General features: G+C 62.0%; 15 protein-coding genes. 11 read left to right on the top strand and 4 right to left on the bottom strand.

The window, feature by feature from the left end; genetic code table 11:
* Nucleotides 1–57: 57 nt before the first annotated feature.
* The 7 genes from JQ611_RS04430 to JQ611_RS04400 all read left to right on the top strand — a co-directional run bounded on the left by JQ611_RS04430 (nucleotide 58) and on the right by JQ611_RS04400 (nucleotide 9892).
* Nucleotides 58–1758: an ATP-binding protein gene (locus JQ611_RS04430; protein WP_312011862.1), complete on the top strand. Its 1701-nt coding sequence runs from the start codon at nucleotides 58–60 to the stop codon at nucleotides 1756–1758.
* Entirely contained in the window at nucleotides 1748–3124 is a 1377-nt protein-coding gene (locus tag JQ611_RS04425) for a sigma-54 dependent transcriptional regulator (RefSeq protein WP_212269437.1), read from the top strand. The genes JQ611_RS04430 and JQ611_RS04425 overlap by 11 nt, the downstream gene beginning before the upstream one ends.
* Before the next feature lie 158 nt (nucleotides 3125–3282).
* Entirely contained in the window at nucleotides 3283–4983 is a 1701-nt protein-coding gene (locus tag JQ611_RS04420; protein ID WP_249132891.1) for an alpha/beta hydrolase, read from the top strand.
* A gap of 501 nt (nucleotides 4984–5484) precedes the next feature.
* A complete protein-coding gene (gene dusA / locus JQ611_RS04415) occupies nucleotides 5485–6480 on the top strand; it encodes a tRNA dihydrouridine(20/20a) synthase DusA (RefSeq protein ID WP_409411246.1) in 996 nt (331 codons plus the stop codon).
* A 232-nt stretch (nucleotides 6481–6712) separates the two neighbouring features.
* A complete protein-coding gene (locus tag JQ611_RS04410) occupies nucleotides 6713–7840 on the top strand; it encodes a TRAP transporter substrate-binding protein (RefSeq protein WP_212031760.1) in 1128 nt (375 codons plus the stop codon).
* A 64-nt stretch (nucleotides 7841–7904) separates the two neighbouring features.
* Nucleotides 7905–8495, top strand: a complete 591-nt coding sequence (locus JQ611_RS04405; RefSeq protein WP_212464612.1) for a TRAP transporter small permease subunit — start codon at nucleotides 7905–7907, stop codon at nucleotides 8493–8495.
* Nucleotides 8492–9892, top strand: a complete 1401-nt coding sequence (locus tag JQ611_RS04400) for a TRAP transporter large permease subunit (RefSeq protein ID WP_212464611.1) — start codon at nucleotides 8492–8494, stop codon at nucleotides 9890–9892. The genes JQ611_RS04405 and JQ611_RS04400 overlap by 4 nt, the downstream gene beginning before the upstream one ends.
* A 60-nt stretch (nucleotides 9893–9952) precedes the next feature.
* Here the strand turns inward: JQ611_RS04400 and JQ611_RS04395 are convergent, their stop codons facing one another.
* The 4 genes from JQ611_RS04395 to JQ611_RS04380 all read right to left on the bottom strand — a co-directional run bounded on the left by JQ611_RS04395 (nucleotide 9953) and on the right by JQ611_RS04380 (nucleotide 13410).
* Entirely contained in the window at nucleotides 9953–10525 is a 573-nt protein-coding gene (locus JQ611_RS04395) for a TIGR02281 family clan AA aspartic protease (RefSeq protein WP_212386109.1), read from the bottom strand.
* A 31-nt stretch (nucleotides 10526–10556) separates the two neighbouring features.
* Nucleotides 10557–10760 carry a DUF1289 domain-containing protein gene (locus JQ611_RS04390; RefSeq protein ID WP_212031756.1) on the bottom strand — a complete coding sequence of 68 codons (204 nt, stop codon included), beginning with the start codon at nucleotides 10758–10760 and terminating at the stop codon, nucleotides 10557–10559.
* Nucleotides 10761–10805: 45 nt separating this feature from the next.
* A complete protein-coding gene (locus tag JQ611_RS04385; protein WP_212269442.1) occupies nucleotides 10806–12410 on the bottom strand; it encodes a HAMP domain-containing sensor histidine kinase in 1605 nt (534 codons plus the stop codon).
* 130 nt (nucleotides 12411–12540) lie between these two features.
* Nucleotides 12541–13410, bottom strand: a complete 870-nt coding sequence (locus tag JQ611_RS04380) for an NAD(P)-dependent oxidoreductase (RefSeq protein ID WP_192734704.1) — start codon at nucleotides 13408–13410, stop codon at nucleotides 12541–12543.
* A gap of 284 nt (nucleotides 13411–13694) precedes the next feature.
* Here JQ611_RS04380 and JQ611_RS04375 point away from each other — a divergent pair, with 284 nt between their 5' ends.
* The 4 genes from JQ611_RS04375 to JQ611_RS04360 all read left to right on the top strand — a co-directional run bounded on the left by JQ611_RS04375 (nucleotide 13695) and on the right by JQ611_RS04360 (nucleotide 17997).
* Nucleotides 13695–14132, top strand: a complete 438-nt coding sequence (locus JQ611_RS04375) for a VOC family protein (RefSeq protein ID WP_209836065.1) — start codon at nucleotides 13695–13697, stop codon at nucleotides 14130–14132.
* Nucleotides 14133–14207: 75 nt separating this feature from the next.
* Complete coding sequence (locus JQ611_RS04370; RefSeq protein ID WP_212386107.1) at nucleotides 14208–15371, top strand: Mrp/NBP35 family ATP-binding protein; 1164 nt, start codon at nucleotides 14208–14210, stop codon at nucleotides 15369–15371.
* A gap of 186 nt (nucleotides 15372–15557) precedes the next feature.
* Nucleotides 15558–16646: a TRAP transporter substrate-binding protein gene (locus JQ611_RS04365; protein WP_192734707.1), complete on the top strand. Its 1089-nt coding sequence runs from the start codon at nucleotides 15558–15560 to the stop codon at nucleotides 16644–16646.
* Between the two features lie 262 nt (nucleotides 16647–16908).
* A complete protein-coding gene (locus JQ611_RS04360; protein ID WP_212269446.1) occupies nucleotides 16909–17997 on the top strand; it encodes a TRAP transporter substrate-binding protein in 1089 nt (362 codons plus the stop codon).
* Nucleotides 17998–18088: the final 91 nt, after the last annotated feature.

Genomic DNA, 18088 nt, shown 5'->3' with positions numbered 1-18088 from the left:
GTGCGCGGAGCAATTGCAGCCGGGCTGGTCGTGGCCGCTTCGTGGCTCGGATATGCCGTGGCTTTCCAGCGCGGACTGGAGCATTTGCGCGCGGCAGCGCAGCAGCGGCTGGCCGTGGAGGCCGCCCGGCTCGACGGTCATCTTTCAAGATTTGAATACCTGCCGTCCTTGCTCGAGACGTCCCCCAGCGTCTTCCGGCTGCTCGACGCGCCCGGCGATCCCGCACTGCGGGAAGCCGTCAGCCAGTACTTGAAGTCGATCAATCTGCTTGCGGGAGCCGAAAATCTCTACGTCCTCGGCGTCTCCGGCGATACACTGGCCGCGGCTGATTTCGAGCAGCCGGGTACACCGTTTGGCCAAAACCTGTCGTACCGTCCCTATGTCAGCGAGGCTCTCTCGAAGGGTCGAGGGACGTTCTTCGGCGTCGGCATTACCAGCGCGCGCGCCGGCTACTATCTCTCCTACGCCCTGAAGGACGGCGGGGAGACGAGGGGTGTTGCCACCGTCAAGGTCAACCTGGATTCGTTCGAGCGCGCGTGGCGCGACATTGAGAGCGATATCCTTCTGCTCGACGAACGCCGGGTCACGATACTCTCGTCCCGGGACGCGTGGCGCTTTCATCCGATGGCGCCGCTGTCGCCTCAGATGCACGAAGAGATTTCGCGATCCAAGCCATACGGAAACCACGAACTGACGCCGCTCGGATGGACCTTCGTCGCTCAGTTCTCGGAGGGCGCTGCACGCGTCACCGCAGAAAACGGCGTGGCCTACACCCTCAGCGAACGGCCAATCAACCGCGGTCTGTGGAAGCTGGTCCTGCTCGACGATGAGGCGCCGACGCGGCAGACTGCGCTGATCATCGGCGCGATGTCGGGCCTCGCCTGCATCGTTGCGTTGCTGGCGGCTGGTCTGGTCGAGCAGCGCAGGCGAGCGATCAAGCAACGCCTGGCCAACCAGGCGGCGTTGCAGGCGGCGAACGACATGCTCGAGATCAGGGTGCAGGAACGAACCGCCGAACTGCGGGCCGCGCAGGATGATTTGGTCCATGCCGGCAAGCTCGCCGCCCTCGGCCAGATGTCGGCCGGAATCGTGCATGAACTGAACCAGCCTCTGGCCGCCCTGCAGACGGCCGCCGACAATGCGGTTCTGCTCGTCGACCGCGGGTCGATCGGCGATGCCCGCGGAAATCTGACCCGGATTGGCGAATTGGTGCGCCGACTCGGACGCCTGACCGGCCAGTTGCGGACATTCGCATACAAGTCGAGCAGCCCGCTTGAGGCGGTCTCCGTCGAACATGCCGTGGCCGAATCACTCAAGATACTCGCCGGGCGCGTCAAGGAAGGGGGAGTGACCGTCGTAACCGACGTTGACGCGAATATCTGCGTCATCGCCGATCAGACGCGGCTTGAGCAGCTGTTGTGCAACATCGTGGCGAATGCGCTGGACGCCGTGGAGAGCGCCGACCGGAAGTCGATCCTGATCCGCGCGAGCCGGGAACAGGGGCAGACCGCGCGCTGCCGCATCGTCATCAGCAACAGCGGTCCTTCAATCGCGCCCGATGTCCTGCAGCGCATGTTCGAACCTTTTGTGACGACCAAGCCGGCGGGCAAAGGGCTCGGTCTTGGTCTCATGCTCTCCAACCACATCGCGCACTCCTTTGGCGGCGAACTGCGCGCACGAAACCTGACGCCATGCGGCGCCGAATTTGCAGTGACCCTTCCATTGGCTGGCACATCAGAGGTTTCGCATGAGCGATGACCAATCGATCGGCGTGATCTACGTCGAGGACGATAACGATGTCCGGATCGGCGGCGTTCAGGCGCTTGAACTTGCCGGGTTTTCCGTCTCGGGGTTCGCCTCGGTCGAGACCGCCAGCGTGTCCGTCCGTGCCGACATGCCGTTCGTCGTGGTCTGCGACGTGCGTCTGCGCGGCAAGAGCGGCCTTGAATGGCAGTCCGATCTGCACAGGTTGGATCAGGATCTGCCAGTGATCCTGATCACCGGGCATGGCGATATTTCCATGGCCGTGCAGGCGATGCGAAACGGTGCCTACGACTTCATCGAGAAGCCGTGCTCGTCGGAGCAACTTGTCTCGGTGGTACGCAGGGCGACCGAAAAGAGGCGACTGACCCTGGAGGTGCGCTCGCTGCGATCGGCCCTCGCAGACCGCCAGGCAATCGAGGCGAGCCTCCTGGGCCGCTCGCCGCAAATACAGGAAGTGCGCCGGCTCGTTTCCACATTGGCCGCGACGAACGTCGACGTCACGATCTATGGCGAGACCGGAACCGGCAAGGATGTGGTTGCGCGCTGTCTCCACAATCACAGTGGGCGACGCGGCGGCCACTATGTCGCGGTGAACTGCGGCGGCCTCCCCGAATCGCTGGTCGAGAGCGAGTTGTTCGGCCATGAGGTAGGGGCGTTCACCGGCGCCACCCGTCAGCGTATCGGAAAGATCGAATATGCGAATGGCGGAACGCTGTTCCTCGACGAAATCGAGAGCATGCCGCTGAGCGTGCAGGTGAAGTTGCTGAGGTCGCTGCAGGATCGATCGATCGAACGGGTCGGAACGAACAAGCCGATCTCGGTGGATTGCCGCGTCGTTGCGGCGAGCAAGACGAATCTGCTCGAGTTGAGCGAGAAGCGGCTGTTTCGCGCCGATCTCTACTATCGCCTTGGCGTCGCATTCATCGAACTGCCGCCGCTTCGCGAGCGGCGCGAAGACATTCCCCTGCTGTTCGAGCACTTCACGCTGGACGCCGCCAGACGGTTCGAGCGCGACGCACCGATACTGGACGAGCAGACGCTGTCCATCTTGCTGGCCTATTCGTGGCCGGGAAACGTACGGGAGCTCCGTAACGTCGCCGATCGCTTCGTGCTTGGCGTGCTCGACGGCAAGGCCATCAACAAGCCCGGGTTGGGTGCATCCGATGTGTCGTTGCCTCGACAGTTGGAGAACATCGAGCGTTCGATCATCGAGGACGCGTTGCGGCGCAAGCAGGGCGACGTTCAGGCGACGGCAACGCTTTTGGGCATCCCGAAGCAGACGCTGTACGACAAGATCAAACGCCTTTCCGTCAACGTTGACGGGATCAGGGAGGGGACAAGTGTTCGCTCCGGCTCCTGACGACAACAAGCGGCCATTGCGACGGGTCCGGCCGGATAGCTGACAAGGTCTCGGCGCATACGAGAGCGAAGGGCGCCAGACAGAAGCTGCCCGAAGAGGAAACGAACGAAACATTCAATCTTGCTGAGCGAGGGTAAGTGATGGATCGGCCATTCAATATGCCTGACGAATTTGTCGAAGGTTTCATGAAGGCAGGCGCGAGCCTCTGGCGGTCGCTGGGTTGGACACCGAACGGCGATCGTGACGGCGCGGGCCTTGGTGCAACGCTGAATTCATCGGGGCGCATCGCCGAATTGCAGGCTGACCACCTGATGCGTCTGTACCAACTCACGGAACAGGTCATCAAATCGGCTGCAGGCGTGCAGGGCGAAGGCAGCGTCGGGCCGGTGCGTGGCGATCGCAGGTTCAACGCCACGGAATGGCGGGACAATTCGCTCCATAGTCTGCTGAAGCAATGCTATCTGCTGAATTCGCGCTATTGCACTGACTTCGTAGAAGCGCTGGATCTGGACGAAAAGGAAAAGCAACGGCTGCGCTTCTTCACGCGCCAACTCGTCGAGGCGATCAGTCCGACCAATTTTCTCGCCACCAATCCCGAAATCATCAAGCTTGCAACGGACACCGAAGGCCAAAGCCTCAAGGCAGGCCTCGACAATTTGATGTCGGATCTGGGCCGGGGCAGCCTGACGATCACGGACGAGGGCGCATTCGAGGTCGGAAAGGACGTCGCGGCATCCGGGGGCGCGGTCGTGTTCGAGAACGATCTTTTTCAACTGATTCAATATGAACCGGCGACGGAGCAGGTGGCCGTTCGGCCGTTGCTGATCGTGCCGCCCTGCATCAACAAGTTCTACATTCTCGACCTTCAGCCGGCCAATTCCTTCGTCCGGTTTGCGGTCGAGCACGGCATGACGGTCTTCATCGTTTCCTGGCGCAATCCGGATGCCTCTTGCGGACATTTTGGATGGGATGATTACGTCGAGCATGGCGCCATGCGCGCCATCGAGATCGCCCGATCGATTTCCGGCGCCGACAAGGTCAACGTCGTCGGCTGGTGCGTCGGGGGAACCATCCTGTCGTCTGCGCTCGCTATCCTGCGGACGCGGGGCGACGAATCGGTCGCCAGCGTGACTCTGCTGACGACCATGCTCGATTTCCGCGAACCAGGTGATCTCGGCGTATTCGTGGACGAGGAGAGCGTGCGACAGCGTGAGCAGACCATTGGGAATGGCGGCATCTACCGCGGCGCCGAACTCGGATTCGTGTTCCAAACCCTGCGTTCGAAAGAGCTGATATGGCCGAACGTGATCAACAATTATCTGAAGGGAAAATCGCCCGAGCGTTTCGATCTCCTGTTCTGGAATGCCGACGTCACCAATCTGCCGGGACCGATGTACTGCTGGTACATCAGGAACATGTACCTGGAGAACAATCTCCGGGAACCGAACAGGTTGACGATGTGCAACACGCCAGTCGATTTGGGGCGGGTCGATCTGCCGGCTTATGTTTTGGCGACCGTCGAGGACCATATCGTGCCGTGGCGATCCGCCTATCGCACGACCGGCCTGTTCAGCGGTGATACGCGCTTTGTCCTCGGCGCAAGCGGACATATCGCCGGTGTGATCAATCCCGCGTCGAAGAACAAGCGAAGCTATTGGGTGTCGACCAAGCGATCCGACGACCCGGCGACCTGGCAGGCAAGCGCCGATGAAAAGCCCGGCAGCTGGTGGAACGACTGGATGGCCTGGCTCAAGCCGCGGGCGGAAGAGCAATTGCCGGCGCGAACGCAACTCGGCAGCAACCTCTATCCTCCGGGCGAATCTGCACCCGGTCGATACGTGAAGGCGAAAGCCGACTGACAGCGTCTATGGCGAGCATGGTACTACCGGCAACCGAGAGGCAGTCGAGGCGGCGATGGTTGGCGCATGCGCGGCGGCTTTTGGCGGCCTACCATGTTCGGCCTGGCGAGCTAGGCTACCTCCGATCGATTCGCGAAACCGCGAAAAGGTATCCACCTAAGTATTTGATATATAATAGTGTTATACTATTTTTGCGATTTTAGTATAACCCGCTTGCCGGGATGTCCCTGATCGGATCGTCCTAGCAGCCCATGGTCGCTAGATGGGTGCTCGAAGTCTGAGCCAGCGTCGTCACACTGCTCACATTCTATTGAGGTGTTTCTCGACATGCGCCGACATTGGAGCACGCATGATCTCTTCAGTTCGCATTGGATCAACGCGGATTTCGTTGCAGAGCATGCGTGCAACGGCAGGTCGAAACGGGTACCAACGCGCGCAGTTTCCGTTTAGTCTGGATGCACATGTTTGCAGTTCATCACATTGAGAGAGTAGTCTAGGCTGTTGAAGCATCAAGATTATCGCTTCTCCGTCGCACCCATGATGGATTGGACCGACCGGCATTGCCGCGTGTTCCACCGTCTGATGACGCGGCGGGCGCGGCTTTACACGGAGATGCTGACGACCGGCGCCATCATCCATGGCGACCGAATGCGGCTGCTCGGCTTCGACCAGAGCGAGCACCCCGTTGCGCTGCAGCTTGGCGGCTCCGATCCGCGCGATCTCGCTACCGCTGCGAAGATCGGCGAGGATTTCGGCTATGACGAGATCAACCTCAACGTCGGCTGTCCGTCGGACCGGGTAAAGGACGGCCGCTTCGGCGCCTGCCTGATGGCAGAGCCGGCGTTGGTTGCCGAGGGCGTCGCGGCGATGAAGCGCGCGGTGAATATTCCCGTCACGGTCAAATGCCGTATCGGCATCGACGACCAGGATCCGGAAGTGGCGCTGGACGTGCTGGCGCGCGGCGTCGTTGCCGCGGGCGCCGATGCGCTGGTCGTGCACGCCCGCAAGGCCTGGCTCAACGGCTTGTCGCCGAAGGAAAACCGCGACATTCCGCCGCTCGATTACGACAGAGTCTACCGCCTGAAGGCCGCGCTGCCCGAGGTGCCCGTCATCATCAATGGCGGGATCGGCAGCCTCGCCGAGGCGAAGGCGCATCTTGCCCATGTCGATGGCGTGATGCTGGGGCGGGCGGCCTATCAGGAGCCGTGGCGATTGCTCAAGGTCGATCCGGAGTCATTCGGCGAGGCGGCGCCGCATGCGACGATGAAGGATGTGTTTGAGGCTATGATGCCCTACATCGAAAACCAGCTCGGGCAGGGCACGCGGCTGCATTCGATGACGCGGCATTTCGTCGGTGCGTTTCACGGCGTGCCGGGGGCGCGCGCCTTCCGCCGCCATCTCGCCGAAAACGGCGTCAGGCAAGGCGCCGGCGCCAACGTATTGTGCGATGCGATTGCGCTGGTCGAAGCCCGCGCGGCGTCTTCGATCGCGGCGTGACGGCAACGCTTCTGGCGCGCGACCCAGGCTGATGGCAGCGTTGGTGCTGCCGGCAATTTCTTCAATTAGCTGTCTCGCTTCCACGAGCCTGGCCACTCCATCTTTCACCGGCTCACTTGCCGGTCCGACAGATATCGCCTTGACAGCGCAATCATCCCGTCCGTAACTTCAGCTCACAAGATCAAAAAAACATCAACCAAGGAGAAATTGCTGCCAAAAGGGAGGAGTGAGAATGCTCAGGTACACGTCTATTGTCGTGGCTGCTGCCCTCGGACTCGCCGCCACCTTTACGGACCCAGCCCAGGCTCAGACCCCGGCTCCGGCGCCCAAGCCCCTTGTATTAAAAGGGCAATCGACCCACCCCGCGTCGTCGAACTTCCACCTCATCTTCAAATTGTGGGCCGAGACCGTCGAAAAGATGACGGCTGGCCGCCTCAAGATTGAAACGCTCCCGGCCGGCGCCATCGTTCCCCCGTTCGAGGTCTTCGACGCAACGTCGAAGAACGTTCTCGACGTTGGAATGGCGCCGTTCGGCTACATCCTCGGCCGCAACACGGCGACGATTCCGATGTCGCACGGTCCGTTGTTCGGCATGGACGGAAGCGACTACTGGGCCTGGTACTACGACGGCGGCGGCATGGCCCTGCTGGAAGAATTCTACCGCGACGTCCTGAAGCTCAACGTCGTGGGCTTCCCGATTCCGACCGACTATCCGCAAGGCATGGGCTGGTTCAAGAAAGAGATCAACAGCCTCGCCGACCTCAAGGGGATGAAGTATCGCATCTACGGCATCGGCGCGGAGACCTACGGCCGGCTTGGCGTGTCGGTCGTCACCATACCGGGCGGCGAGATCGTCCCGGCGATGGAGCGCGGCGTGATCGAAGGCGCTGAATGGATCAACTGCGAGGAAGACAAGAAGCTCGGTCTGCACCAGGTCGCGAAGCACTACTACACCCCTGGCATGCACGAGCCCGTCACCGGTGGTCAGTTGATGATCAACGGCGATGTCTGGAAGAAGCTGACGCCGGATCTGCAGGAGATCATCAAGGTTGCCAGCGTCTACGCCACGACGCAGCGCAATTTCTCCTTCAACCGCGAGACCGCGCAGGCCTGCCAGGACCTCCTCAAGATGGGCGTCCAAATGCATCGCACGCCGGATGATGTCCTGAAGAACTTCCTCGACGAGTGGGAGAAGATCCAGTCCGAGTACGCCGCCAAGAACCCTTTCTACAAGAAGGCGATGGACAGTCAGAAGGCCTACGCCGAGAAGATCGTCCCGTTCAAGCTTTCCTGGTTCCCGCCGTATAATTTCGCCGGCGAGTACTACTGGAAGGACAAGGTCTATCTGCAGAAGAAGTGATCCGCTTTCGCGTGCGCAACTGGCGTCATTGACAGGCGCCAGTTGCTTTTCAAGGGGGATCATGATGTCGACTGACGGCGGAGCCTCGTATCCTGCTGGCGTGGGAAGTGAGTTTCCACACGCCTTCTACACGATCATTCGGGCCATTGACCGGTTCTCGGACGTCACCGGCAAACTCATCTCCCTGACGATGCTGTTCCTCGTGGTGACGATCACCTACGAGGTCGTGATGCGTTACGGGTTCAATGCCCCGACCGCCTGGGTTTACGAGTCGAGCTTCATGGCCAACGGCGCGGCCTTCATGCTCGCCTGCGGATATGCGCTCTACAAGGGTGCGCACGTTCGAACCGATATTTACTGGGAGAATTTTTCGGAACGCACCAAGGGGATCATCGACATGATCTCCTACATCCTGCTGTTCTACCCGGTCATGATCACCTTCATGGTGGTCAGCTACGACGCCGCATTGCATTCCTGGGACACCGGTGAGAGGTCGCAGGAAAGCGTGTGGCGCGTGATCATGTGGCCGTTCCGGGCCACCATCCCGCTGGCGGCGGTCCTTCTCATGGTTCAGGGCGTCTCCGAAGTACTGAAGTGCTGGTATCAGATCCAGTTCGGGCGCGAGTTCGAGCACAAGGAAAAGATCGAGATATGACCGGACTCGAGCTGCTTGGCCTATTCATGCTGCTGGTGATGCTGGGCGCGATCTTCATCGGCCTGCCGATCAGCTTCACGCTTTTGTTTCTCGCAGGCGTGTTCGGCTACATCGGCATGGGGCCGCGGGTGCTCAGCCTCGCCTACCTGCAGACCATCGGCATCATGAAGCAGGACGAACTGGTCGCAGTGCCCATGTTCATCCTGATGGGCTTCATCTGCGATCAGGCCGGGCTGATGGAACGACTGTTCAGGGCGTTCCGCGATCTGTTTGCGCCGCTGAAGGGCGCATTATACGTGGTCGTCATCGTTACCGCGACGCTGTTCGGCATCGCTGCCGGAACCGTGGGCGCGACGGTGGCGCTGCTCGGCATCATGGCCGGGCCGATGATGATCCGCTCCGGCTACGACGTGCGCATGTCGGCGGGCGCGATCGCGGCTGGCGGCACGCTCGGCATCCTGATTCCGCCGTCGGTCATGCTGGTCGTGATGGCGCCCGTGCTCGATATCTCGATCATCGACCTGTACGCGGCCGCGTTCGGCCCGGGCTTCCTGCTGTCCGGCATGTTCATCGCCTACACGCTGATCCGCTGTCATTTCAATCCGAAGCTCGGTCCCCCGGTGCCAATCGAGGAGCGGCCGGAATCGATGAAGATCGTGCTGTGGGAGTGCCTGGTCGGCCTCGTACCGGTGACGGTGCTGACCATCGTCACGCTGGGTGCGATCCTGGCCGGCATCACGACGGCGGCGGAGGCGGCGGCACTCGGCGCGCTCGGCGCCATCCTTCTGGTCATCCTCTACGGCAAATTCACGTGGAGCGGTTTGCTGCAGGCCTGCTACAGCACGATGGCGACCACCAGCATGGTGCTGCTGCTCGCGGTCGCCTCCAACGTGTTCGGTGCGGTGTTCGCGTGGCTCGGCACCGCCAGCTGGATGACCAATGCGCTGCTTGCCTCGCCGCTGCCGGCCTGGGGCACCATGACGCTGCTGCTGACGCTGATATTCCTGCTCGGCTGGCCGTTCGAATGGCCGGCGATCGTGTTTATCTTTCTTCCCATGCTCGCACCGGTGGCCAAGGGCCTCGGCTACGACATGGTGTGGTTCGGCTGCATCGTCGCGGTCGTCCTGCAGACGGCGTTCCTGTCTCCACCCGTCGCGATGTCGGCCTATTATCTCAAGCAGGTCGTGAGGGAATGGAATTTGAGGTTGATCTACCGCGGCATGGCGGACTTCATGGTCATCCAGGTTCTCTGCGTGGTCCTGGTGCTGATCTTCCCGGCGATCGCGATGTGGTTTCCGGGCTGGCTGCAGGCCCGCAGGGATGCCGAACGCAAGAAGGTGCAGATCGAGTATGTGATGCCAGCGAAAGTCGCCGCTTCGGTGCTCGGGCCGAATTGACTCACACGCAGCCGAGCCACCCATCCGCAAGGCGCCGGCGGGCCGCGCGATGTGATCGCGCTAGTTGGCAGCCGCGCGGTCGCGCCGGGGGCGGCGCGGGGGGCTGACGCTGCCCGTCACGTCGGGATAGCCGTGCAGCATCAGCTGGTCGGCCTTGACGCCCCAGCTTTCCAGGCGATCCAGAAAGCTCATGCCGAGCAGGTTGGTTTTCATCTGCCCGCGCTGCACCACCAGCGCCGGGACCGATTTCTCGACGAGGTGTCCGACCGCGAGACGGTCGAGCGTCAGCCGCGCCGCCTTGGTGTGCCCGCCCACGGTTTCGACGTCGACATTGTATTCGAGCATCTCGAGCGGCAGCCCGATCGCTTTCGCGGTTTCCCAGGTCAGCACCACCGAGGTCGCGCCGGTGTCGATCACCATCGGCGCCTTGACGCCGTTGATCTTGGCATGCAGCGCGAACTCGCCGGCCTGGCCGCGCGCGATCTGTACCGCGGGCGCCGGCTGCGGGCTGTGCCGCCGCAGCATCTGCGAGACTGAATCGCTGGCGCGTGCGATCTGTTCGGGGTCGCCGTAAGCAACGACGGCGCCGGCGGTGGCGGCGAGCATGATCAGGACGAGCAGGATGCGGCTCATCGCGCGCCCCCCTGGGCAGTCCTGCGATCGATCAGCTGGACGTCGGACGCTCCGCGATCTGCGCCAGGCCGGCCTCTGCCATGCGGGCCGGCAATCCTGCCATCACGGCCAGCCGCTCCGCGCTGTCCATGCGGTGCCATTGCGCGATTTCCGGCAGCGTTCGTCCGCAGCCGAAGCAGAGTTTGGTTTTGGGGTCCATCATGCAGACTGCGATACACGGCGTTTCTTTGCTCATTCAGGGAGTGTGAAATGCTTTCGGTGGTTTGCGCAAGCGCTCCAGTTACAGTCCTGTTCCGGCGCTCATGATCGGTTTGTGGCGCGCCCGGCGCTTCTCGTCGGCGGTCGCAATGATGACGGGCTCCGGCTGCAGGGGCGGGGCCTCTTCGGCCATCGGCGCCAGCGCCGACATCACGCGCTCCGGCGGGAAGGTGACGATGACTTCGGTGCCGATCCGCAGCTTCGATTTCAGCGTGAAGGTGCCGCCATGCATGTCGATCAGGCTTTTTGCGATCGGCAGTCCCAGCCCCGCGCCCTGTTCGGCCGACTTGATCGAGTTGGAGCCCTGGCCGAACGACGCCAGCACGATCGGGATTTCGTCTTCGGCAATGCCGGAGCCGGTGTCCTTGACGCTCAGATACTGGCCACCGGACGCGGTCCAGCCGACCTTCAGCCAGATATCGCCGCCTTGCGGGGTGAACTTGATCGAGTTCGACAACAAATTGAGCACGATCTGACGGGTGGCGCGCTCATCGCCCCAGATCCGCGGCATGCCCTGTTCGAACACTTCGTGGATGGTGATGCCGCGGCTGGTGGCGCGCAGTTTCAAGAGATGATGGCAGTCGGCGACGACATGCACCAGCGACACCGCTTCCTCGTTGAGTTCGTAGCGGCCGGCCTCGATCCGCGACAGATCGAGGATCTCGTTGATGAGGTTGAGCAGGTGGACGCCCGAATTATGGATGTCGGCGGAATATTCCTTGTAGACCGGCACGGTGTGCGCGCCAAAAATTTCGCTCTTCATCACCTCGGAGAATCCGAGGATCGCGTTCAGCGGCGTGCGCAATTCGTGGCTCATCTGCGCGAGGAAGCGCGACTTGGCGACGTTGGCGGATTCGGCGCGATGCCGCGCCTCGTCGGAGATCGCCTTGGCCTGCTCGAGCTCGCCGATCAGCGCATCCTTTTCGGCGCGCGCCTCCAGCGTCGCCAGCGTCGTCGAGTGCAGGCGATGGGCGAGCAGCGCGAAATAGCCTTCGGCGGCCAGCGCCAGCATGGCGAGCGCGTAGGTGTCGAAGGTGCCGCCCAGCACGAAATTCAGCGCGATCGCGGCCGTCACCGGCGCGGTGGCCGCCAGCGCCGCAATCGGCAGGCTGGCCGCCAGCATGCTCGACACCGCGATCACCAGCAGCATCAGGAACATCATCATCGTGTTCGACACGACGTCGAGGCCGGCGGGGTGGATCAGGATCGCGGTCCAGCACAGGCCGTAGAGCAGGTCGAGCAGCACAAATCGCGTGCGCCATTTGCGCGTGGCGGCGAGCGAGGGCTGCACCGCCAGAAATCTCCGGCAATTGCGGATGATGACGGCATGAATGCACAGCATGCCGAAGGTCCAGGCCAAAGCCGCTATCGGGTGCATCCAAAGGCCGAACAGCACACCGGTCGCAACCACCAGCAGCATGACGACGTAGGAGGCCGACATCCGGGTCTGGGCATATTGCCGGAGCAGTTCGGTGTCGAAAGCCGGGCGGGTTCCGCTGGTCGACGTTAACCGGTCGCGCGCCTCGCGCACCCGCTGCGCCGCGGCGCGCCGGGTATTGACCGGCGCGGCGACTGGCGGGTCCGCCGGAAGCTGGACAACCTCGGGCTTTTCTGCGGGATTACTCATTAAACAACACAAACCCTGCCCGCGAACCGCGCGGGCTTTTTGTATTGTCTATCTGTGAGCCCAAATCCTTAAGCGATGACTTAAAGAGCTAAAGAATCCCGTTAACGCGAGGTTAAATTAACCTCTTCGCTCAGCGCTGCAGCCTTGCCAGCAGGCTCGACGTGTCCCAGCGCTTGCCGCCCATTTTCTCGACTTCGGAATAGAACTGATCGACCAGCGCGGTGACCGGCAGATTGGCGCCGTTGCGGCGGGATTCGGCGATGCAGATCGACAGATCCTTGCGCATCCATTCGACTGCAAAGCCGAAATCGAACTTGCCGTCGTTCATGGTCTTGTAGCGGTTCTCCATCTGCCAGGACTGCGCGGCGCCCTTGGAGATGGTCTCGATCACGGCCTGGACGTCGAGGCCGGATTTTTTCGCGAAATGAATGCCTTCGGAGAGGCCCTGAACCAGCCCCGCGATACAGATCTGGTTGACCATCTTTGTTAACTGACCGGAACCGGCAGGTCCCAGCAGCTTGCACATCCGCGCATAGGCCGCGATCACGGGCTCGGCGCCGGCATAGGCGTCCGCGGCGCCGCCGCACATCACGGTCAGGACGCCGTTTTCGGCCCCGGCCTGGCCGCCGGACACCGGCGCATCGATGAATTTGAAGCCCGCTTTGGTGGCGGCGGCATCGAGCTCGCGGGCGACTTCGGCCGACGCGGTGGTGTGATCGACGAAGGTCGCGCCCTTCGTCATGCCGGCAAAGGCGCCATCAGCGCCGATCGTGACCGCGCGCAGATCATTGTCATTGCCGACGCAGCACATCACGAAGTCCTGGCCTTCGGCGGCGGCCTTTGGCGTCGGCGCCGTGCGGCCGCCGAACTTGTCCGCCCATTCCTTCGCCTTGGCTCCGGTCCGGTTGTAAACGGTGACCTCGTGGCCGCCCTTTTTCACCAGATGGCCCGCCATCGGGAAACCCATCACGCCGAGACCGAGAAAAGCGACTTTAGCCATGTGTGCTACCTTATCGTTTGCCCTGGCGGGCTTGATCTTTGGGGGGCCGGACTTCGACCGAAGCTGGGAAGGGCCGGGCGGAACCCTGAGGCGGGTGGCCGCACCATAACCTCTGCGCCATGAAGGGCAACGCCTTCGTTTGGCTGGCGCGACCGGACACCGGTTCGCGTCAGGAAAACGCATCAAAACAAGAGGCTAGAGAAGTCGGTTATGATTCCATCAGAACCGATTATGCTCTAGGATCACCCGGTTCAAACAACTCACAAAAAAGGGAGTGAGATCGCATGGGCGTCAGCGTGGGCGTGCTCGATCATTTCAACATCCGGACCCGGAATCTCGCCGACACGGTCCGTTTTTACGAGGATATCCTGGGCCTGGAAAAGGGCGCCCGGCCGAACTTCGCCTTCCCCGGCGCGTGGATGTATTCGGAGGGCAAGGCGGTGGTGCACTTGGTCGATATTTCCAAGACCGACGAACCCCAAAAGCCTGACTCCGGCGTGGTCCATCACGTCGCCTTCGCCAGCACGGGCTTTGCCGGCATGCAGCAGCGGCTCAAATCCAAAGGAACGGAATTCGACTCGCGTCAGGTTCCCGGCGGCGATCTCTGGCAGATCTTCGTCACGGATCCCAACGGCGTCATGGTCGAATTGAACTATGAGGCCGCCAAGGAGGGCGGGGTCGTGGCCCCGGCCGAACGCCGGGACGACGTCGGAGCAAGGTAGCCTTTTGGGCTGCAACGCTCTAAGAGGGCCCCGGTTCTGATGTTCATCAGAACCGAAGGCTCCAGGAGACGTGCGGTGAGCGTAACGCAGCAACAGGTTCTCGATGCCTTGGCCAAGGTGGCTTCGCCGCGCGGCGTCGCCTTGACCAATGCCAATGTGCTGTCGGCGATCACGGCCACCGACGGCAAGGTGTTCTTCTCCATCAATGTCGACGCCGCGGAGGCCCGCGCGTGGGAAAGCGTGCGGGCGCAGGCGGAAGCTGCGGTTCGCGCCATTCCCGGCGTCAGCGTGGCGATGATCGCACTGACCGCCGAGCGCAAGCCCGGTGCGGCTTCGCCGTCATCAGGCGCGGCGTCTTCGCCGCCACCGCCACCGCATCAGCATCGCCATGCCCACGGCGTGCAGCCGGTATCGGCGCATAAGCCGCCGCAAAGCCCGGCGTCGCCGATGTCCAGGCAAGCCGAAATTCCGGGCGTTGCGGCCGTGATCGCGGTGGCATCCGGCAAGGGCGGCGTCGGCAAGTCGACCACGGCGCTCAATCTTGCGCTCGGCCTGCGCGATCTCGGCCTGCGCGTCGGCCTGCTGGATGCCGATATTTACGGCCCCTCGGTGCCGCGGCTGACCGGCATTCACGAGAAGCCGAAACTGAACGACGATCGGAAAATGATTCCGATCGAACGCTTCGGTCTCTCCATCATGTCGATCGGCTTCCTGGTCGAGGAAGAGACCGCGATGATCTGGCGCGGACCGATGGTGATGTCGGCGATCACCCAGATGCTGCGCGACGTGGCATGGGGCACGCTCGACATTCTCGTCGTCGACATGCCGCCCGGCACCGGCGACGCGCAACTGACCCTGGCGCAGAACGTGCCGCTGAAGGGGGCGGTCATCATCTCGACCCCGCAGGATCTCTCCTTGATCGACGCGCGGCGCGGCCTTGCCATGTTCAAGAAGGTCAACGTGCCCGTGCTCGGCATCGTCGAGAACATGAGCTATTTCCAGTGCCCGCATTGCGGCACGCGGTCGGACATTTTCGGTCATGGCGGGGCGCGGCACGAGGCCGAGCGGCTGGGTGTGCCGTTTTTGGGGGAGATCCCGCTGCACATGTCGATTCGCACCACCTCGGACTCCGGTAACCCTGTGGTGGCGAGCGAGCCGGACGGTCCGCACGCCGCCATCTACCGCGAAATCGGTACCAAGGTCCGCGACCAGCTTCAGGGCGCAAATGCAGCCGCCTGAGGGCCTTATTCTGCTTGCCTGAGACTTTCGTTTAATCAGTGCAGTCATGCCTTTGTCGCGTTTTCGTTAGCCAACTTCCATGTTAAAGCGCCCCCGCCAGAGCGCCCCGGATGACGTGGAATTCGCCCCGCCGGAGGATCGCTCGCGGAAATTGGGAAACGCCCCCGCCTTTAAGGAGATGCCTGAATGAAGCGTCGTGATTTTTTGAAAGTTTCAGCGGCCGGTGCTGCCGCGACCGCCGTTGCCTCGCCGGCGATCGCGCAATCCTCGCCTGAAATCAAATGGCGCTTGACGTCGAGCTTCCCGAAGTCGCTCGACACGATTTACGGCGGTGCTGACCAGCTGTCGAAATATGTCGCCGAAATGACCGACAACAAATTCCAGATCCAGGTCTTCGCCGCGGGCGAGGTCGTTCCCGGTCTGCAGGCGCTCGACGCCACCTCCAACGGCACGGTCGAGATGTGCCACACCGTCTCCTATTATTACGTCGGCAAGGATCCGACCTTTGCGATCTATGCGTCGGTCCCGTTCGGCCTGAACGCACGCCAGCAGAACTCCTGGTGGTCGCAGGGTGGCGGTGGGGAACTCGGCAACGAGTTCTTCAAGAAGTTCGGCGTGATCGGTTTCCCTTGCGGCAACACTGGCACCCAGATGGGCGGCTGGTTCCGCAAGGAGATCAAGACGGTCGCCGATCTGTCGGGCCTCAAATTCCGCATCGGCGGTATCGCCGGTCAGGTGTTGCAGAAGGTCGGCGTCGTGCCGCAGCAGATCGCCGGCGGCGACATCTACCCGGCGCTGGAAAAGGGCACTATCGACGCCGCCGAGTGGGTCGGTCCTTATGACGACGAAAAGCTCGGCTTCCAGAAGGTCGCGAAGTTCTATTATTACCCCGGCTTCTGGGAAGGCGGCCCGATGGTCCACGCCTTCACCAATCTGGAGAAGTGGAATTCGCTGCCGAAGAACTATCAGGCGATCCTCACCAACGCTGCGGCGCATGCCAACGGCTGGATGAACGAACGCTATGACATGCTCAATCCGGCAGCCTTGAAGCGTCTGGTCGCCGGCGGCACCCAGCTCCGTCCCTTCACCAACGAAGTGTTGGAAGCCTGCCTGAAGGCGACCAACGAGCTGTGGGCCGAACTGTCGGCCAAGAATGCCGACTTCAAGAAGACGATCGATTCGATGCAGGCCTACCGCTCCGACCAGTATCTGTGGTGGCAGGTTGCCGAATACACCTTCGACAGCTTCATGATCCGCTCGCGCACGCGCGGCTGATACATAGCGTTTTCGAGCGAAGTGGATCCCGGTTCGCGTCAAGAAAACGCGTCAAAACAAAAGTGAGACCCCTGGGTCTGATGTAATCAGGACCAGGGCCTCATCCTAAGTCGCACAAGCAAGCCCGGTCTCCGCGAGGAGGCCGGGCTTTTTGCGTTACGCCCTGCAGTTCGGGATGGAAATCGGGAACCGGATGTTCCATGGTGCCGCCAAAGCCTCGGCAAGAAGGCTATCGGACACACATCCACAAGGGCAGGATTACATGAAAAGAAGAGATTTTCTCAAGGTCACAGGTATTGGCGCCGCAGGTGCCGCAACTCTGGCGGCGCCCGCGATCGCGCAATCGATGCCGGAAATCAAATGGCGGCTGACGGCGAGCTGGCCGAAATCGCTCGACACGCTGTGGGGCGGGGTCGAGGTGATGGCCAAGCAGGTTGCCGAAGCCACCGACAACAAATTCCAGCTCCAGACTTTTGCCGGCGGTGAAATCGTTCCGGGTCTACAAGTCCTCGATGCCGTGCAGAACGGTACCGTCGAGATGGGACATACCGCGTCCTACTATTACTTCGGCAAGGACCCGACATTTGCGTTCGGCACGGCGGTGCCGTTCGGACCCAACCAGCGCCTCAACCAGGCCTGGTACATGCAGGGCGGCGGCAGGGAGCTGCTGAACGAGTTCTACAAGAGCTATAACGTCACGTCGTTTCTGGCCGGCAATACCGGCTGCCAGATGGGCGGCTGGTTCCGCAAGGAGATCAACACCGTCGACGACCTGAAGGGACTGAAGATGCGCATCGGCGGCTTTGCCGGCCGCGTCATGCAGAAACTGGGCGTCGTGCCGCAGCAGCTGGCCGGCGGCGACATCTATCCCGCGCTCGAAAAAGGCACGATCGACGCGGCGGAATGGGTCGGCCCCTATGACGACGAGAAGCTCGGCTTCAACAAGGTCGCCCCGCATTATTACTATCCCGGTTGGTGGGAAGGCGGTCCGATGCTGCTCGGCATCGTCAATCTGGAAAAGTGGAACACGCTGCCGAAATACTATCAAACCGTGCTCGAGCTGGCAGGGCAGTCCGCCAACAGCTGGATGATGGCGAAGTACGATCAGCTCAATCCGCCGTCACTCAAAAAGCTGCTCGCCGGTGGCACCAAGCTGCATAGCTTCTCGCCGCCGATCATGCAGGCCTGCCTGAAGGCGACCAAGGAGATTTATGCCGAGACGTCGGCGACCAACCCGAACTTCAAGAAGGTTCTGGACTCGCTGAACGGCTTCACCAGCAACGGCTACCAGTGGTTCCAGGTCGCCGAACTCGGCTACGACAGCTTCATGGCGCGCAACCCGCAGGGCTGATCGCCAAACAAGCAGCAGCTTTGACAAACAAAAACCCCGGAGCGAAAGCTCCGGGGTTTTTCGTTACAGGAATCTTGGCAGGGATCTCGGC

The organism is Bradyrhizobium sp. AUGA SZCCT0182 (genome assembly GCF_018130185.1).
Classification (GTDB): Bacteria; Pseudomonadota; Alphaproteobacteria; order Rhizobiales; family Xanthobacteraceae; genus Bradyrhizobium.
Note: the sequence above shows the minus strand (reverse complement) of the source record. Positions and strands in the feature narration are given on the sequence as shown.